Genomic DNA, 17990 nt, shown 5'->3' with positions numbered 1-17990 from the left:
TCTGTTATTGATAATTGGAGTTATATCAAATCGGATCAAGTATTTTTTTAGGAGGTCATTTTATGAACTTTAAGAATATTTGTATCGAAAATTTTGGCGGAATTACTCATTTAGAAACAATACCAAAGCGAGTCAACGTAATAATCGGACCTAACGGACACGGCAAGACAACATTCCTTAAAGCCGTTAAATACGGTCTTGTTGGCAGCCAGACAAGAAGTGAACTTATCAAAGATGGAGCTTGCGCAGCTGAAGTATCTCTCGATATTGACGCTTACTCAATAAGAAGTATAAACAACAGTAAAGGTGCTTCAGTATATCTTAACGGAAAGAAAACGACTAGAAAAAGCATTGTTGAGCTCCTTCAGGCTGAGTACGGCGGAACTAAAGAAGCAATGCAATTTTTGACTTCATCAGAAGTCTTTGAGAAGGCAAGTTCATCGGAATTTACTGAATTTCTTCTTAACAGCGGATTTATTCCTCTAAATATAGATATAGAAACGCTGTTGAGGCTTGTAAAGGAAACAGAAGTTATTGATGAAAGCATTGAAGAAGAATTGAAAGGAAAATTTCCTGCAATGCCAGATAAATTCTGTCTCGATTATATACAGGAAATCAATGATTATTATTCAGGGAAAATTAAAGCCATAAAGAAAGAAATTGAAAGGCTGTCTTCTATCATATCATCAGTTGAAGGAATCGATACATCAAGTATTCGAGATTCTAAAACGATAAAATCCGAATACGAATTATTGATAGCTGATGAAGCTACGATAAAAGCTTATGAAGAAATAACTGTAAAAAGAAGTACAGCTCTTGAAAAGCTCAAAATACTGCAGGAAACATACAATAAATATACTGTTACAAAGCCTAATCCTGCAGAAAAAATATCAGCTGAAAAAATCATTAATCAAATGGATAGCGAAATAAAAAAATCAATAAGGTTCATTTCAACACTACACGCAAATAATTCCATGCTGGAAAAGCAGCTATCAAGACTATCAAGTAACTTCTGTCCATTATCAGAAAAAATCTCCTGCTCCCAGGATAAATCTGAAGTAATTGAAGAAATCGAAGTAACCATCTCCGGAAATAAAGATCAGATAGAGTTGCTTGAACAGGATAAGGAAATATACGAGGATCAGTTAAAAAAAGCTCAAACTGTACTTGAATCTTACAGAAATCAGGAGAAAGATTATACGGAAAAACTCAACTTACTAAAACAGATAGATGCGATTAAAGCTTCTATACCATCAGCTGTTGAAAAACCAAAACTTGATGCAACAGAAATCGCAAGAAAGAAAAGAATATTAGCGGATGAACTTGCAATAGCCGGCAGAATCGAGGCAGCGAATAACGAAAGAGTAAATCTAATTTCGAATGAAAACGACCTTGATAAATATAGCATTCTTGAAAGATTAACAAGTAAGAAGGGAAACGTTAAGGGGAAAATACTCAAGATTCTCCTTGGCAGGCTTGTAAAATCGATCAATGATATGGCATCAGATGTTTGTCCTCAGCTTACGCTTGACCTTGGAATCAATCCCAACGGAAATGTCATCATTCAATGTAAAACGCCCAGCGGTACCCAGGACTATGGTGACTTATCTACGGGTGAAAAGCTGTTGGTTCAGTTCCTTGTTATGACGCAGATCAATCAGCTTTCAGGCTTTAAGCTTCTAGTATTGGACAATCTGGATAAGCTTGATGAAAACAACTTTGAAAAAATGCTTGATTTTCTCTCGCAGCCTGCGGTTGGAGAGTATTACGACCATGTATTTGTAGCATCGGTCAACCACACCGAATTTGAAGATGTACTCGAAAAATTCAGTGATATAAACGTAATAAACGTTTAAAGAAGAAACGAGCTGATTACAATTCAGCTCGTTTTAGTTTGCTATAACCGAATGATAGGCATTGTCATATACAAAAACACAGCCCCATCCGTTAATAGAATGAGACTGTATTATTAGTAATTATTTTGTTTTCAGTTAATCAAAACGTATCTACAAGATCAAAGAATCGGATATCTGTAGCTGCCTGTACACATTTCAGATTCACAAATGCTTTATAGGCTGCTTCATATTCATTTTTATTTCCGCGCTCCTCTTCACATTTTTTCGTAAAATATTGTTTAACAGTAAAGGTACCATTTCCAAACTGGAATTTTTTATAGCTGAGGTTATCTGCTGTTACTTCTTGTTCCCAAAAATATTCGCTTCCTACCTGGTCTGGGTCAAGAGTAGTATCATTAAGGTTAGACAGCAGAGTTCTGATGTTGTCTTCCAAACCTGCCTGGATCGATTTTTTAGCAGAAGTCCTAATCTCATCCAGCACTTTTCCATACGTCTTGCTACCTAACTTGACAAAATCTACTGCCGTCTGCAGCACATCTATGGTAGTGTTTAATGTATTAATATCAACAGTCTTACTATTGTTATTAGTAAGCAAATCATAGACCTTCAAGCTCTTATTAGCGAATTGACATTGTGCTATGTAAGTCTTGCCATCACAATCAGGCAGATAATCAAGCTTAAAGTCATCATAGAATTTGTCATTTTCTTCCAAGAACTTTCTAAGGCCGGTTTTTTGGGTCTCATTCAGATCAACCACACCATAGAATGCCTTTGCAGCTTTTTTTGCTGCATCCAAATCAAGATCTTTATTCAGCAATTTAAAGTAATGTGCTAGCGCATCTTCCTTTTTATCATACCTATGCTCCTCATCCATTGTTACACGTACATACTCAGCATAGTCAACGTCTTGATCTATAATATGATTACAATCCTTGCAACCATAAACAATCTTACCGTTCTTATTCATAAAGATATTGGTACATGTATGAACCGGTTTAATAGGTGGCTGATATATTTTTGTACCACGTGAATTTGCACTGGTCCAGACTTTACAGCAATCTTTAAAAGAATAAACAAACAACTCACCATTATTATTGATAAACACCCCAGCTGGAGATTTATAGCTCTCTGTACTCCAAATCGGTTTTCTATTCTTATTATATATCACGAAGTTACCGTCGTTCTGAAGCTGACAAAAGTCTGCATCACAGCCATTTGTCCCTGAAGACCAACAAGGTGTTCTTTTGTTGCCGTCTCTGCGGTAAATAACAAGATTACCGTCACCATTAAAGTTTTTACCGTCGTTACCCTGATAAACTACGAAATATTTATCATTTGGCGACGAATACCACTTACCTATCCGAAGGCATCCTAATCCGGTAATAGGTGTCGCATCGGCAATTATACCTCTTTTAACAGTCTGCATCAGTGATACAACATCAGCTATATTTATATCCCCATCACCGTTTACATCAGCATTATTGCGGTTGATCGACCCACTATTAGTTACAACATAGTTCTGCAATGTAAGTGTGTCATTATTATTGATCTTGTTATCGTTGTTGACATCACCGATAAAGTTGCTTGCAGAAGCTGTCATGCAAGTAGCCGATGCATACGTAAACAATGAGAGTACAGCCAGAGCTGAAGCCATTTTCTTTTTAAAATTTGCCATAATAAATTCTCCTTTTCTTTTTGCTTTGTATTTCTTTTATTCTTTTGTATTAGCAACCTTCATTTCACCAAATCAAACACCGTAGTTTTGTATGTGTCATAAATCGAACCATACTCTCCAAATCTGGTGATCGAGACTCATGAAAATTGCAAATATACCTGTTCACTGATTTCTCGCACTCTACTAAATCATTTGTCATGTAGTATACGATCAATTAGCGGACATATCTTTTTTACTTTAAGCAATACCACACATCCGTCGTACAATAACGCTTAAAAAACAACCTGATCAAGTTATTTGATGTGCTCATTATAGCACAGGCTTAAATAAAATTCAATACTTCTCAAATGAAATTCCACATTTTGATGTATAATTCATAAGAAAAAATCTATAATTATATGTAACTCATATACATAATTAAATAATCTGCGTAGCGAAAACTTCGAATATAATATAACTAAAATCAAAAGAATACGCCTCAAAAACGCAGGAAATCGCCGCTGAGGATATCAGATCGTGCCACGCAAATGATATATCATTGATAAAAAAATAGAGCAGAGGCTGCTGCAGCCAAACAAAGAAAAAGAAGCCTGAAACGCCAAAAAGGTAGTGCCGGACTTCTCATTTTGTGGTATAATGTAATTGCAAAAAAAATAAAACCAACGAAAGGATAGTATCACAAAAATTCAGAAATTATCAAGTGCGTCTTAACATGAATTATGAGATCTACATCGAAGAAAGCTCACCTGTTATAGTATTGAGCAATGCGATAGATGAGATATCTAATATGATATATTTTTCTTCAATTCGTATACAACAGAAAAATTTTTATTTCATAAAAAACTCCCCATAAAAGGGGAGAAAAAGACGGGAAATTGTCAGCTACACTTAGACCTCGCCTTGAATGCAGCGACTTCCTTAATTACAATGCCTGAGAGCACCCCAAGTGAAAACAGTGCTATAAACACCAAGAAGAGTTTTGGGGATATTCTGACTGTTGACAAGCTGATGTTTTTTATTACGATAATTTTTGCAATACTGAACACACAGTTCAGAATAAAGCACAAGAATGACGCTACAGCGCAGCGCCAAGACTTTTTTAAAACGGCTTTAGCAGCGAATATGACTGTAAGTGTCATTGAAAGATACTGAAAACCTGTCATAATATTCCAAAGAAGTTCAGGCATCAATTTTGCCATTCTTTTCATAAGGAAAATAAAAACGCAAATTGAGATCACTGTTTTTATCATAAAGAAGATAGTGATTCCGTTTACTTTCGGCTTGATTGTTTCATCACCTTTCTTGTTAGCAAGAAAAGCGGCATAGAATATTTTGAACATGTAAATTTCTCCTTTAATATGTATAATAATATGTGACATCCTCCCCCGCCTAAAGAGGCGGGGTTTTCCCCTGACCTCAGCGAGTTCGGTTCTCGTTCGATAGTACTAATGCACTAAGCATAAGCGAGCTACCCCCGTGTGTCCCACGGTTTTTATGATTTAAGGCTACGCTAATGCTATACGCATACCTTCGTTTCTTATATTTATTGCAGCATTTACATCTCTGTCATGGTGAGTTCCGCATTCGGGACAATCCCATGCTCTTATAGCAAGGTTCTTTGTTTCCTTATTGATGTAGCCACAGCACGAACAAGTCTGACTGCTCGCAAAGAATCTATCTATCTTTACAAGCCTTTTGCCCTGTTCTTCCAGTTTGTACTTCAGGTAGGTTACAAACATTCCCCATCCGTTATCTGAAACCGACTTGCCAAATTTAAGTGCCTGAGACATTGCTTGCATGTTAAGATCTTCTATACATACACAATCATAGGCATTGGCTATCTGTCTTGACTGTTTATGTAGAAAGTCCTTTCGTTGATTTGCTACTTTCTCATGCATTTTAGCAACCTTGATACGTTGTTTATCACGGTTTTAGTGCCTTTCTGCATAAGAGAAAGTTTTCTTTGTTCTCTTTTTAGCTTTTTTTCAGCTCTTCTGTAGTATCCGGGGTAAGCCGGTTCATTGCCGTTGCTGTCTTTGTACAGCTCGTGCATTGAAAAGTCAAGCCCTAAGAAGTCATGCAGTTCCTGTTCCTGTACTTGGTTTTCGTACTCATACAGAATACTTGCATAGTATTTTCCGCTTGGAGTATGACTTACTGTCACAGACTTGAGAACATACTCATCAGGAATGTTCCTGTGCTGTTTTACTTTGACTTGTCCGACTTTAGGTAATTTTAAGTATCCATTGGATATGGCTATGTTACCATTGATACAAACGGTAGAATAGCTGTTCTTTTTACATTTTTTTGATTTGAACCTGGGAAATCCTGTTTTAGGCTGTTTATAGAAGTTCTGAAACGCTGTATCCAGGTGTCGAAGCGACTGCTGTAATGATACGCTGTCCACCTCCCGTAAGAATGAGTATTTCTCCATTTTCTTAAGTTCAGCCATTTCTTTGGCACAAGCATTGTAGTTTAAAGTTGTTTTATATTCTTTATACTGATTGATCTTTTTATATAACCAATAGTTATATACCAATCTAACACAGCCGAAGGTTTTGACAAACAAAACCTTTTGCTCGTTATTTGGGTATATTCTGAATTTAAATGCTTTGTTTGCCATAGTGTTCACTCCTTTTATGGCTTTATGTTCTTGATTGTTAATCTTTATAGTGTTGTATTAGTAGTTATATTTGATCTGTCTGACCTCCAGGTTATCAATTTTTAACTACAGAATTATTATACAAGAAAATTAGTAAAAATTTAAACAGTGCTTCATCCCACAGTTGAAATAACGTGTGTTCTCGCCCTGTTTAAAAAAAACTCTCTTGTAAGCAAGAATGTGCTTTATTATCCAAATCCACTGTATTTTAGCCACTCCATTTTATTCGACTGAGTATTTGATGCTATAAGCATAGTGAAAAGTCCAGTGAGTAGGGAACGCAATTCATCTCCTACCTAAGAGGTGGGAGTATTCTTGCTTAAAGAGGATAAATAGACCATCGGCGCGAACGATGGTCTATTGATTCTATAAGTGATTCGTTTGTAAGTGAATGATTGATTTATGTATATATGTATATGATCATAAAACAAAGTCGCACTCGTCATCTTATGCAAAAAAGGAATTTGTCCATCTTTTATTAAATAATAAACTCCATGTTATCAATAATAAAAGTCTGTAATTATTATATACGAAAATTTGGTTCGATAATAACAGCGTTTTTATTCAATGGAATTTTCTGCTATAATCATTATAAGCAATAAATAATGTAAAGGAGAGCACGATATGATAGCTAAGATCAGTAATGATTTTATCATTAACACAGACGAGATACGTTTTATTCTTTCCTGCAAATCAAATTCGGCAAAAGAAATTGCATCAAACGCTAAGAAAAATAATGCTTTGATCAATGCAACAAAAGGGAAGGGGACTAAAAGTATCATAGTTCTAAAAACCAACGAAGTTATCTCTTCGGATTATAATCCCGATACGTTATATAATAAATGTTCGATGACAGTTAACAGCAACATCAATGATAAATAAAAGCTGTCACTTTCGTGACAGCCTTTGCTACCATTCTTTTTTTACAAGATCTTTTGACTTATCATCTTCAACAACAGTTAGATTTCTTTTCAAAAAACCTCTTATCATTTCAGATACCTTCAGTTCTTCAGGATCAGGATTTTCGGGAAGATAAGATTCGATCCATAAAGCCCATCCGATATACATCGCAAAATTTTCATTTAGCTCTTTTGCGAATGAAAGTGGCGGCAAAGAAAGAGGTTTGATCTTAAACCCGGAAACTGTTTTATTGTAATCAGAACGTGTAATGTAATACATGTTATCACCTCACTATTTATTTTACTACTTATATTATATTCGATTTTTTTAAGAATGAAAAATTGTATATGATCTTTTCATGCTTTTTATTTTTACATATAGTTTAACTGTAAATACGTGAAAAAAAGGAGGAAAATGTATGACTTACTGGTTTTTATTCTGTATTTGCATATTATTTTTCATACTGGGTTTTTTGTTTATATCCATATATCTGCTTATATGCAAAATAAGGATAATGATAAAGGGACAACCAAAAAGCTTCAAACAGCCGGCCAAATTTGTCCCTAAGCTGGATCTTGATGTGCAGCAAGTTCAGCCATCCGTCGATAATTCCAGCGCAACTAAAAGAGGAGACTTCAAAATAATGAAATAAGACAGGGAGGAAATTATCATGAAAAATAAAATGATTGCTTCGGTTTTGGCGCTTACAGTGCTTACTACACAGATAACAGCTTTTGCTTCTGATAATACAAACGGAATGATGATAGCTGATGATGGAAATAACGTTGATTTTTCCGAAGTAATGCAAAACGGAGCCGAGCAAACACAGTTAAACCAACCGGCAGCTCAGCCTACAACGGGAATAACTGCTGATTTTGACGGTTTTCATAAGCAAATGGATGCTTTTTTGGAGTCGGCAGGGTTTGATTATTCTGAATTTACATCTCAGAAGTTTTCTTTGCCTGACATGACAAACATATCTACGGAGGCTGACATGAAAGAACAATATGCCGAAATGGTCGCAGGGCTTTCCGCGTATGGATTCGGACAAAAAGCAACATTACCGGATAATTCCGGCTACACTCTCAATGCAATAGGCTCCTTTAAAGATTCTTTCGGTGATGGATTAAAATCAGAATTCACTCCATACACAGAGTTTACTTTTGATAGTCAAGTGGTTTTTGCGGATTTTTCTGCAAACAGGGATTCTCTTTTCAGTGCAGCAAGAAACTCAACAGGATACAATGAAATAAGTCAGATGATGAATATAAGTGATGCATGGGACAGCTTTAACAGCTATAAGAACAGTATCAATCCTAATAATATCACACCTGAGCTACTTAGTTTTGGTTCGCTGGAAACAAAAGTCAATAATTATGCAGTTGGACAAATAAGCTCAATAAAGAATGATTTTAATGGTAAAGACAGCGACAAATCTATCGCCCGGAACGATTTTTTATCGAAAAAGCAAGATATCATGGATCTGGAAACGGAATTAAGAAGAACAGCGGATAAAGACTTTCAGATAGCTTATGATTTTATTCCCCCGAGCTATGACAACGGTTATATGGGTCGTTATGAGACTTATGATATAAGAACTGACGGACTCCGTGACCCTAAAGTACAAAATAAAATGATCTCAGATATGGGATTCGATCCAAACCTAAGCGATATCGACAATATTTCAAAACGCTTAAAGGAAAATAAATTCTCTGATGGCTATGAAAATGTAGAATCTAATTTTCGCGGCGATCTGTTTAAAAATCTGGATACTTTATTATCAGGCGAATCAAAAGCAGAAGACGTTGAAGAAAAAGGATGGAGTGATCCCACAACCGATCTTTTACTTGACGGAATTGAATAAGAAAAAAATCTCCCATGGAACAATGAACCATAGGAGATTTTTTGCATCAGGAGAAATATGGGTACTTATTGTGTCAGTAATTTCTTACCTTTAATATGTGCAGCGATTTTTGTTATATCGCTGACGTTGATCACTCCATCACCATTTACATCGGCAAATTTCTGGGCGTTTTCATCGAGAAGTTTTTTCCCTTTTATATGCGCTGCAATCTTAGTAATGTCGCTTACGTTTATAACGCTATCAGTATTTACATCTCCGAAGAGTAGCGGTTTGAATGTACGATAATATACGTCTTCCTGCATATACGGATGTTGAACCGTTGCGTATTTATTCGAATATTCTTCTGCTGTGCTGCCCTTATAGCCAACAATATAATTAAAGTCCAACGCATAGTTAATTGCGTATACATTTACATACTCTATCTGTTCAATGATGCAATTTTTGGAGTATACAATAACTGTTGCTCCGTTGTTGGAGTTGTTCAAACCCGAAAAAGCGCCATCACCTATAAATTCAACGCTTTCAGGAATCACCGCCTTAGTTATGCCTTTACATCCTTTGAATGCTTTTGAACCTATATATTTTAAACCATTAGGAAAATTTATTGCTTTTATTCCGGAATTTTCAAATGCACTTGGATAGATAGCTTCAAGGCTTTCGGGAAGAAGTATTTTTTCCTTTTTTTGTCCCGCAAAAGCATTTGAACCTATGTATTTCAGTGTAGAGGGGAGCTTGAATTCAGCAGTTACGGGTATCCCGGGAGAATCAGCTATACCGAGGGTACCTTCTCGAATGTCTATATAAGATGGGTTATTGCCATTGATTTTATAAAGCCAGTTTCCAAGATAAAGTGCCTTTTCAGCAGATGAGTCAAATTGCTTTTCAAACGGTGTATTCTTGAATGCTCCGTTTCCCAATCTTTCAAGAGAATCAGGAATAACTACTTGTTCTGATATCGAACATCCATCAAAAGCATTATGAGATAATGTACGGAGACCATCATTCAAAGTAACACCTTGCAATCTCTTGTTTCCACTAAAAGCAAAGGCGCCGATTCCTTTTACGTTTCCGGGAATATCAATATCTAATGCCCTTACAGTATCATTAACATTATCACTAAAAGCATTACTGAATGCATAATCGTCTATATACAGATCATTTTCAGTAGGCAGTTCCAGACTTGTAAGTTTCATCTCAGCTTCATTAAAAGCACCATAATTAATGTATTTGAGAGTATTGGGGAAAACTATATTTTCTATACTTTTAGTTCTGTAAAAAAGATCTATTCCTACTATCAGCTTTTTGAAGGCTTCTGTACCTATTCCTACACATCCATCCGGAATGACAAGTTCAGTAATATCTTCACCTTTCTTTGAAAAATCAACTACCCAGTTATCTACCATTATTAACTCATTAGATTTTTCCTTTATCTGGCTGTTAAACAGTTCAGTCCCGGTAAAAGCGTTTCTGCCTATAAATTCAAGGCTATCGGGGAGATCTACTTCCTTTAGATTTGCACAGCCGTTAAAAGCATTATTGCATAGTGAAGTAATGCCTTCACTGATAACGACTTTTTCAATAAACGTATCACCCTTAAAAGGCGAATTGCTAGTTCCTGCAGTATCGGTGTTTTTAAGCTTACCTTTTCCTGTTATTGTTACTGTTGCCGTATCATAATCAATGACATAACTTGCGTTATCGCCCCACTGCTTCGCTTCTGAAACGTCTGCATAAGTTGTTATGCTCATTGAATTTGCGCTCAGCATTAACGCTGAAACAATTCCTGAGAATATGTTTTTGAATTTCAATCAGAACACCTCACTTTCTTATTATAAGTATAGCACAATCGATATAATAAATCAATATAAGATAACCTTATACTTAATAATTATCGTAGCTTTCCAGATCCTGAAAATCCAGATGTGGAAGTATTTACGCGGTTTTTCTCACTTTTCAAGTTGAGATCTTTTCTTTTTCCTTAACAGTAAATATACTTGTCACTAAAATAGCTTTCCCCGATTTATATCGATTATATTGAAAGAAATTTTCATATATAATTATTGTAGATCATGGATTGACGAGCTGGAGTGTCTATTCGATCGAATATATTATAATTTTAGGAGGACTAAAAATGATCAACTTATCAATGCCTATTTATGCAGCTAATATGAAATTTCCCGATGAATACATATCAGGAAATCCGGGTTCTACAACAATTAAGACCGGAGCGACAGGTGCTCCCGGAGTCGGTAATTCAAAAAAAAATGCCAAGGGTTCATAAATCAAAATTTTCTAACGTTTTCACCATTTTGGTGGGAATAGTAAAGGAAGAAATAAAAGTTGCCTGCGCTGTTTGCGGGAGTGACAAAATATACGCAGAAATCAACGAAAAGCCTGTAGTATTCAATAATGGAGAATTATCTTCAAGAGAAACACTCTCTCCAAAAGATATTGTAGCAGCTGCTACAGTTTATTATATGACAAATGCAGACCCTGATTACGAAGAATTTCAAGAGACAGCAAAAAAAGTAATTAGTGATATCAGATCTTCGGGAAAAGCAAATTATGAAGACGCATTATTGCTATGTGATTCTTTTTATTACACAGCAAAAAACAAACTAAGTCAGGATCCTGCTTCAGGCTCACCGGCATTTATAGATGGAGAACCACTCAGCGATGAAAGCATAAAAGAAATGGGTAGGTTCTTTAAACCTAACATTTCAAACGACTTCCCGGCAAATACATCTATTTTTACAGCAATCGATTTTAAAGAGAAAGCTACTATATCAGAATCCGAAAAAACAACAATAGTAGACATAATATCAAGATGCAAATCAGGAGAATTCATTCTTCCTTATGAATGGAGCGCTGACGACAGACAGCTCATTCCTTCTTTAAGTTTCCTTGATTTGTATATTCCTAGTGAAGATTTTGAGGACGCACTGATCACTATGCACAGAGCCGGAACAAAAATCATCCAAAATATGGATATCGGTAAAACAGGAGAAAACGCAATCGGCAATTACGGTAAATGCTTCGCTTTTATCGGCAAGCCCGGTACAGGTAAATCAACCATGAGCAAAGCTCTATGCGCTGCATTAGGCATGCCCTACTATCCATGTACAACAACAAGATACTCCGAGGAAGATGAATATCAGGGAAAACTTAAAATATCATCGTCCGAAGAAACATCCTCAGCAGGATATACAGGTTCAAGCAGTAACTTTAAGTTCTGTAAAACACCATTCCTTAAAGGCTTCGAGCGGGGAGGAATAGTAGTACTTGAAGAATTCAATTTGGCTGATCCCGGTATGCTCATGGGTGCCATAGGACAAGCAATCGAGAAACCCTTTATCATCGAAAAAGACGGATACTTGCCAACGGTAAGACATCCTCTGTGCATGATCTGTGTGACATGTAACATTGGCACACAAGGCTCTCAGATGCCGTCTGAAGCGCTTTTCTCAAGAACGCCACACGTATTTGAGATCGATGATCCGGCGGATGAACAATTCGTAAAGATCCTCGGCAAACAGACCGAGGATGTATCAGAAAAGCAGATAAAAACAGTATACAGCACTTATAGGAAGGTTCTGGACTGGTTGAAAACCGAAAATATGCCAGAACTTATAAAGGTACTAACTCTCAGACATTGCCTTGCAGCCCTCGATCAGATTGCGGCAGGGATCTCAACAAAAAAAGCACTTCAAAGGACTTTAGTAAATCCCTTGAAGGTTTATGCTCCAGATGTCGCAGAGGATGTAAAAGTCGGAATAATCGATATAATAAAGTAATACAACGATCGAAATGCTGCGGTCAGATGACCACAGCTATTTCAAATTATATAAGGAGAATTTTATGAATGAAAAATCAAAGACGGAACTTTTAAGATTCTGGAATGGATATTTTAAAAAGCTATCGAAAATAGATAGTATGATAGTAGGGAAAAAAATCGATGTCAAAAGATGTGACGATTCTTTAGCCTACACTACAACAAAAAAAGACAAACGAATTATTTCTATTAATCCTTTTAGTCCGAGTGTACCGGAGTATCTGGTGAATGCAAAAAGATTCATAAACGGGCTGAACATTCATGAGGTCGGACACCAAAGATTCTCGGATTTTGATGCTCACAACAACTTTATAAAAATAATGGAGACTGCATCCAACATAAATTTCACTAACTGGCTTAAGAAATACGATTACCCCCCGTTAGAACTCTCCAGGGCTTATACAAAAAAGGAAGTATCTTTATTCCATCGTATATGGAATATAATCGAAGATACTTCTATAGAGTATTGGACATACGAAACTACAGGCGGCGGATTTCCTAACGATCTTCGCTTTACCGTAACATCAACTTATGAATTAGGCCCGAGCCTGGAAGAGTACGATGATCCATTTAGCCAAGTTTGTGCCGCAATGCTGCAGTACGGAGATATAGGATTACTCAAAGGAAAATTTACATTTCCCGAAGCAAGAAAAATGTTTCTGGAAATTCAACCATCATACGATGAAGCTATCGAAGAAGGAGACGCAAAAAAGCGCATTTTAATCGCTTATTTTGTCTTCGAGAAGCTAAAGGTTTTCTGGGAACCACTCCTTAAGCAACAAGAGTTAATGGAAGAGCTGCTTAAAAATCTGGCTCGTGATCTTGCTCGACAAGGTAAAGGTACACATTCATCAGATGCCTCAAGTGCATCACCGGGCGAAAAAAGCGAAGATGAAACCAAAAAGAAAGAAAAAAAGGAATCAAGAAAAAAAAGAACGATCGAGATGACTAAAAAGGAACTTGAAAAACTTCTTGAAAATCTCGAAAAAAATGATGATAACTCTGAAGGAGAAGAAGTTACCATCAAAATCATCGATGATGATAATGAGCCAGAAGAGAAGGAAGATGCAGAATCAAAAGGAAACAGCGGTTCCGGTTCTTCAAAGAATGATAGTACCAATGATGAGAATGGTGATTCAAACAACGGGATCAAATCTGAATCTACTGATAATGAAGACCATTGTAAAAGTAATAGTTCCGACAAATCTGATGAAAACAAATCAGATGGAGCAGAGGGTTCAAATATAAAAGAAGAGCCTGCGGATAATGATTCCTCTGATGAGGCGAAAGCAGAAAATGATGAATCAAGTGAAAAAGAAGCAGCTAACGATTTCTCAAAAAAAGATTCAGAAGTGGAAGGAAACGACAATACAAGCGGTTCAAATGACCTTGTAATGGAAAACTTGGATGTTGAATCCATCAATACTGATCTCGAAGATGATGATATTTGGGAAGATGTTGAAATCAGCCCCGAAGAGATCGATAGAATAAACGAAGAGATCGACGAAATCATAAATAACGAAATTATTTTTGAAAAAAAGAATATAAATGACGATAAATTGATCGATTTCCCGGATATACAAGGAAGAGGTTTTACAAAAGCAAAATGCAAAAACGTTGTTCTTGACGGTACATCATCATCTCTTTCAACGGCATACGAAAACGAAGTATCATGCATTGCCGGAGATATAGATAAACTTGCTGAAAAGCTGAAAAGAGCATCTGCAAAACCTAACACTGTAAAAACAAGACGTTCTTCGGGTCGTTTATCGGTTGACAGGTATTCGCGTTTTGATGCTCATCCTACCACAAAACTCTTTGACAAAAGAAGAACAGCCGGAGAAAATGATTTAGCAGTCTTTATATCTGTTGACGAAAGCGGATCTATGAGCTGCGGGCGGCGTTCAAAATCCGCAAGGAGGGCAGCGATCGGCATAGCTGAAGCGTGTGCTAAAGCTAAAATACCACTTTATATCATGGGCTTTACTGCAGATATAGACGGATACGAGGCGTATCACTTACATTACGTTCGATGGAAAAACACCATCGATGAACGTTATTCTCTTATGAATATATCTGCCAGAATGAATAATTTTGACGGATATAGTATAAGATATGCTTCGAGACTTCTTCAAAAAAGAACCGAGAAAAATAAGCTGTTGATTGTAATTTCTGATGGTCAGCCTGCAGCGCAAGCATATAGAAATTATTCAAATATTGGCGTTGCAGACACTAAAGATGCTGTACGTCAAGCAACCGCTGATGGTCTTGTCGTTCACGGAATCGCTATTGGCGGAACGGATGACGAGGTCTTGAAAGAAATCTATGGAGTAAATTTCACAGAAAACGACAATCTCTCTGATCTACTCAGGGATTTTGGCTCAGCGATCCTAAAACAATTAATTAAGGAAAGGTGATATAATGCTGATTGAAGATGGTAAATTACTATACCTAGTATCGGATGATCCGGAGCTCCAAAAAGAAATGAGGAAACTGGAAAGTAAATATAGCGGTAGTCCAGAAGCTGAAAGACTGCCTCTTACTCCAATTGAAATGCCCGATACAGCCCCTGAACCAAAAATCAACAATACAAAGCTTCCTGATACCATTGATGTGAAAAGCACTATGGATCAGTGGAGCGAAAGGACTACAGAAGATAAAAAGAAACTGATACGCGCTGTTATTTCATATATACGGTCAGTGAAAGAGGATGAAAATCTTTCATACGCAGAAAAAATCAACAAATTTCCCAAAGATATCCCTGATTTGGTAAGGCCTATATATAGAGATGTTGTCAGAGGCAAAGGATTTAAAAAATTATCCGACTTGCTCAATGATGGCTCTCAGGATTTTGAAAGTATTTTTAATGAAATACTTGAAAGATTGAGAAATATGATCAAGCCCTATCTGAATTAATATTTGATCGTTAAAGCTCTTGCTTCGGCAGGAGCTTTTGATTTTTTTTGAAAAATCTGCTATAATATAATTATAGAGGGTAAGCTTAAACCATTAATAAGATATTTTCGTCTACAGATAGCTAATTGAGAGGAGGGGAGCCGCTTTTCTGCTCAACATAAAGCGTTGGGGTATTCTGCGGCGTTTATATGAATGATGTAACAGAATGGTATCTAAAACATGCCAAAAAGCTTGATAAAAAGTATTATAACAAGGGAGAACCAGTCTACGTACTGCACAGAAGAACTCTGATGGCAGCTAAAAGTATCATTGATCTGATAAATGATATTCCTGCCGACGACCTGTACCTTGAACTGTATATGCTTGTTAAGGACAAAAACTTTGGCAGTTTTGTCGGAAGATATCAGTATGTTTTAGAAATGGCGAAAGAGAAACCGGATGTTTTCACCGAACAGCTTTATGACTTTTATCTCAAAATGGCATCTACTATAAAGAAGAACAACTATTATTTGCGCTTTTTCGAATTCGTGTCATATTTTCAGAATGAAGATATGAAAATCATGGACACAAAACGACAGCTCGTTTATCGGGCTTATACCAATCTATTGATGAATCAGGCTGAATTTTTGCGCAAAAATAAGTTTGAAGTAAACAAAATGGTCGCAGGTGTGACCACAAAAGGGGAGCTCATCGAGGTAGATGATATCTGCCCGAATTTGGACTCTTGCGTTCACGAGTTCGAACACATAGCGCTTACGGCACCAGAGAAGCTAAAACCTGACACAATGTTCAGAATATACGAAAAAAGAGGATATAAGATCAATTCATGGGAAGATGCAGATGTACTTCGTGTTACTCAGCAGCTCCACACAAACTCAGTAGCTTACCTGACTCCATATATAAACGAGTTTACGATAGACATTATTCCGCAAAAAAGGTTCAATCCTGAACTGGGAATGTATTTGAAAAGTATTCCCAAATTGCTTAAGGACAACGATACATTAAAAGAAACTCTTTGTCATCGTCGAAAAACACTTTCTTCTAACGGTTTAAAGATCCATTTTGAAAACAGTACATTTATGAAAGACGTGCTGCTCAAAGAGATCTATCACAATGGAGCTATTGTATGCCTTTATCGAATGGAAACTACACAAGGCGAAACGGCAGGTTTTTATAATACACAGACTAAACAATTTGCGTCAATGTTTGCATTCACAGAAGAACAAATTATTCTTCTGGGACGATTTGTTGAGACTTTAATTTTATGGTGTTATGCTGCATTTGTTGGTTCAGATACAAATGTTTTACCTACATCGGAGTCCTATAATGATTATATCTTCGATAAAAATGCAGATGTAACTTTTACTTCAATAGGCGGCAAACTGAGAGTTCCAACGGAGATCAAGCACATTCGAACAATTGCCGGTGACGATCGCTACGAATCTGAGATAAAGCATATCAGCGGTTATATCCGTAAATTACCGGATGGACAAAAAGCATCTGAAAGAGCGCTGGCGCTTGCTCAATCACTCGGTTATGACCTTGACGATAACGAAACTTATGTGCAGCCATTTGAACGCTCAAGCTGGATAGTAAAGCCCGAGCATTAGTTATATATCCATAGCGTAGCATTAAATCATAAAAAACCGTGGGACACACGGGGTTAGCTCGCTTATGCTTAGTGCATTAGTACTATCGAACGAGAACCAAACCCACCGAGGACGGGAAGCCCCGCCTCTTTAGGCGGGGGAGGATGTCACCGAAAGGGTTATTTTGGAAAAGCCATTATCTATTCCAAAAACGGAATCGAAGCAGTTATTTCAGATAGGAATTTTCAAAAAGGGTTAATTAAATGCCACGCCACCGGAGTTATTGCTCACACCGAAAGTTTCCCGAGATTTTTTGCGAAGAATTGAAATTAAAAGGGAGAGATTTTTATGATCATAAAAATAAACAATAAAGAATTATATATAAATTCGAAGATGTATCATGCCGCTTCCAAAATCGCTGAATTCATACTAAAAACCATGAGAACCAAAACACGCAGCAATAATCAAAACACTTTTTATTACGCTATAATTATAGCTTTACACACGTTGACCGGAGAAACGCTTTCTTCTATCGATGATGACGAACTTGATATTCTTATGCGAGCATGGGATGATAATAATAAGGAACTCGTAAAAGCCAAAGAAACGAAAATGGCGGGGGAGTAATATGGATTATATAGGTTTCATGGAAGCGCGTAAAACTGATTTAAGCGAGGCTATACAAACCTCATTAAA

General features: G+C 36.6%; 13 protein-coding genes and 1 pseudogene. 9 read left to right on the top strand and 5 right to left on the bottom strand.

Features of this window, described 5'->3' with window-relative positions; genetic code table 11:
* The first annotated feature begins 62 nt into the window (after positions 1–62).
* Positions 63–1856, top strand: a complete 1794-nt coding sequence (locus N773_RS0118740; protein WP_024859158.1) for an AAA family ATPase — start codon at positions 63–65, stop codon at positions 1854–1856.
* A 139-nt stretch (positions 1857–1995) separates the two neighbouring features.
* Here the strand turns inward: N773_RS0118740 and N773_RS21625 are convergent, their stop codons facing one another.
* The 3 genes and pseudogenes from N773_RS21625 to tnpB form a co-directional block, all read right to left on the bottom strand.
* The gene (locus tag N773_RS21625) at positions 1996–3531 is read right to left on the bottom strand and encodes a dockerin type I domain-containing protein (RefSeq protein WP_024859157.1); all 1536 of its coding nucleotides are present in this window, start codon (positions 3529–3531) and stop codon (positions 1996–1998) included.
* Between the two features lie 878 nt (positions 3532–4409).
* A complete protein-coding gene (locus tag N773_RS0118730) occupies positions 4410–4871 on the bottom strand; it encodes a hypothetical protein (protein ID WP_024859156.1) in 462 nt (153 codons plus the stop codon).
* Positions 4872–5036: 165 nt separating this feature from the next.
* A pseudogene (gene tnpB / locus N773_RS20765) lies at positions 5037–6154 on the bottom strand (IS200/IS605 family element RNA-guided endonuclease TnpB).
* Positions 6155–6817: 663 nt separating this feature from the next.
* On the opposite strand from tnpB, the gene N773_RS0118720 reads away from it, so the two are divergent.
* On the top strand, positions 6818–7075 hold the full coding sequence (locus N773_RS0118720; protein ID WP_024859155.1) for a DUF370 domain-containing protein: 258 nt from the start codon (positions 6818–6820) through the stop codon (positions 7073–7075).
* A 27-nt stretch (positions 7076–7102) separates the two neighbouring features.
* Here the strand turns inward: N773_RS0118720 and N773_RS0118715 are convergent, their stop codons facing one another.
* Positions 7103–7372, bottom strand: coding sequence for a hypothetical protein (locus N773_RS0118715; protein ID WP_024859154.1), 270 nt, complete (start codon positions 7370–7372; stop codon positions 7103–7105).
* A gap of 391 nt (positions 7373–7763) precedes the next feature.
* On the opposite strand from N773_RS0118715, the gene N773_RS0118705 reads away from it, so the two are divergent.
* The gene (locus N773_RS0118705; RefSeq protein WP_024859152.1) at positions 7764–8957 is read left to right on the top strand and encodes a hypothetical protein; all 1194 of its coding nucleotides are present in this window, start codon (positions 7764–7766) and stop codon (positions 8955–8957) included.
* 65 nt (positions 8958–9022) lie between these two features.
* On the opposite strand, the gene N773_RS0118700 is transcribed toward N773_RS0118705, so the two are convergent.
* The gene (locus N773_RS0118700; protein WP_080678421.1) at positions 9023–10765 is read right to left on the bottom strand and encodes a leucine-rich repeat protein; all 1743 of its coding nucleotides are present in this window, start codon (positions 10763–10765) and stop codon (positions 9023–9025) included.
* Positions 10766–11088: 323 nt separating this feature from the next.
* On the opposite strand from N773_RS0118700, the gene N773_RS22750 reads away from it, so the two are divergent.
* From N773_RS22750 to N773_RS0118670, 6 genes are all read left to right on the top strand, one after another.
* Positions 11089–11238: a hypothetical protein gene (locus N773_RS22750; RefSeq protein WP_196231693.1), complete on the top strand. Its 150-nt coding sequence runs from the start codon at positions 11089–11091 to the stop codon at positions 11236–11238.
* Positions 11222–12751 (top strand): AAA family ATPase, encoded by a 1530-nt coding sequence (locus N773_RS0118690; RefSeq protein ID WP_024859150.1) that lies wholly within the window; start codon positions 11222–11224, stop codon positions 12749–12751. Before N773_RS22750 ends, N773_RS0118690 begins: the two co-directional genes overlap by 17 nt.
* Before the next feature lie 64 nt (positions 12752–12815).
* Positions 12816–15206: a cobaltochelatase CobT-related protein gene (locus N773_RS0118685; RefSeq protein WP_080678419.1), complete on the top strand. Its 2391-nt coding sequence runs from the start codon at positions 12816–12818 to the stop codon at positions 15204–15206.
* 4 nt (positions 15207–15210) lie between these two features.
* Complete coding sequence (locus N773_RS0118680) at positions 15211–15705, top strand: hypothetical protein (protein WP_080678418.1); 495 nt, start codon at positions 15211–15213, stop codon at positions 15703–15705.
* A gap of 188 nt (positions 15706–15893) precedes the next feature.
* The gene (locus N773_RS0118675; RefSeq protein ID WP_024859147.1) at positions 15894–17315 is read left to right on the top strand and encodes a hypothetical protein; all 1422 of its coding nucleotides are present in this window, start codon (positions 15894–15896) and stop codon (positions 17313–17315) included.
* Between the two features lie 327 nt (positions 17316–17642).
* Positions 17643–17921 carry a hypothetical protein gene (locus N773_RS0118670; protein ID WP_024859146.1) on the top strand — a complete coding sequence of 93 codons (279 nt, stop codon included), beginning with the start codon at positions 17643–17645 and terminating at the stop codon, positions 17919–17921.
* Positions 17922–17990 lie beyond the last annotated feature (69 nt).

Source organism: Ruminococcus albus AD2013 (assembly GCF_000526775.1).
Taxonomy (GTDB): domain Bacteria; phylum Bacillota; class Clostridia; order Oscillospirales; family Ruminococcaceae; genus Hominimerdicola; species Hominimerdicola alba_A.
The sequence above is the reverse complement of the archived record's forward strand: the minus strand, read 5'-3'. Positions and strand labels throughout refer to the sequence as shown.

Coding starts and splice junctions, on each gene's coding strand:
- N773_RS0118690 (WP_024859150.1), top strand. CDS start 11,222: ATGCCAAGGGTTCATAAATCAAAATTTTCTAACGTTTTCACCATTTTG.
- N773_RS22750 (WP_196231693.1), top strand. CDS start 11,089: ATGATCAACTTATCAATGCCTATTTATGCAGCTAATATGAAATTTCCC.
- N773_RS0118740 (WP_024859158.1), top strand. CDS start 63: ATGAACTTTAAGAATATTTGTATCGAAAATTTTGGCGGAATTACTCAT.
- N773_RS0118680 (WP_080678418.1), top strand. CDS start 15,211: ATGCTGATTGAAGATGGTAAATTACTATACCTAGTATCGGATGATCCG.
- N773_RS0118675 (WP_024859147.1), top strand. CDS start 15,894: ATGAATGATGTAACAGAATGGTATCTAAAACATGCCAAAAAGCTTGAT.
- N773_RS0118715 (WP_024859154.1), bottom strand. CDS start 7,372: ATGTATTACATTACACGTTCTGATTACAATAAAACAGTTTCCGGGTTT.
- N773_RS21625 (WP_024859157.1), bottom strand. CDS start 3,531: ATGGCAAATTTTAAAAAGAAAATGGCTTCAGCTCTGGCTGTACTCTCA.
- N773_RS0118720 (WP_024859155.1), top strand. CDS start 6,818: ATGATAGCTAAGATCAGTAATGATTTTATCATTAACACAGACGAGATA.
- N773_RS0118730 (WP_024859156.1), bottom strand. CDS start 4,871: ATGTTCAAAATATTCTATGCCGCTTTTCTTGCTAACAAGAAAGGTGAT.
- N773_RS0118685 (WP_080678419.1), top strand. CDS start 12,816: ATGAATGAAAAATCAAAGACGGAACTTTTAAGATTCTGGAATGGATAT.
- N773_RS0118705 (WP_024859152.1), top strand. CDS start 7,764: ATGAAAAATAAAATGATTGCTTCGGTTTTGGCGCTTACAGTGCTTACT.
- N773_RS0118670 (WP_024859146.1), top strand. CDS start 17,643: ATGATCATAAAAATAAACAATAAAGAATTATATATAAATTCGAAGATG.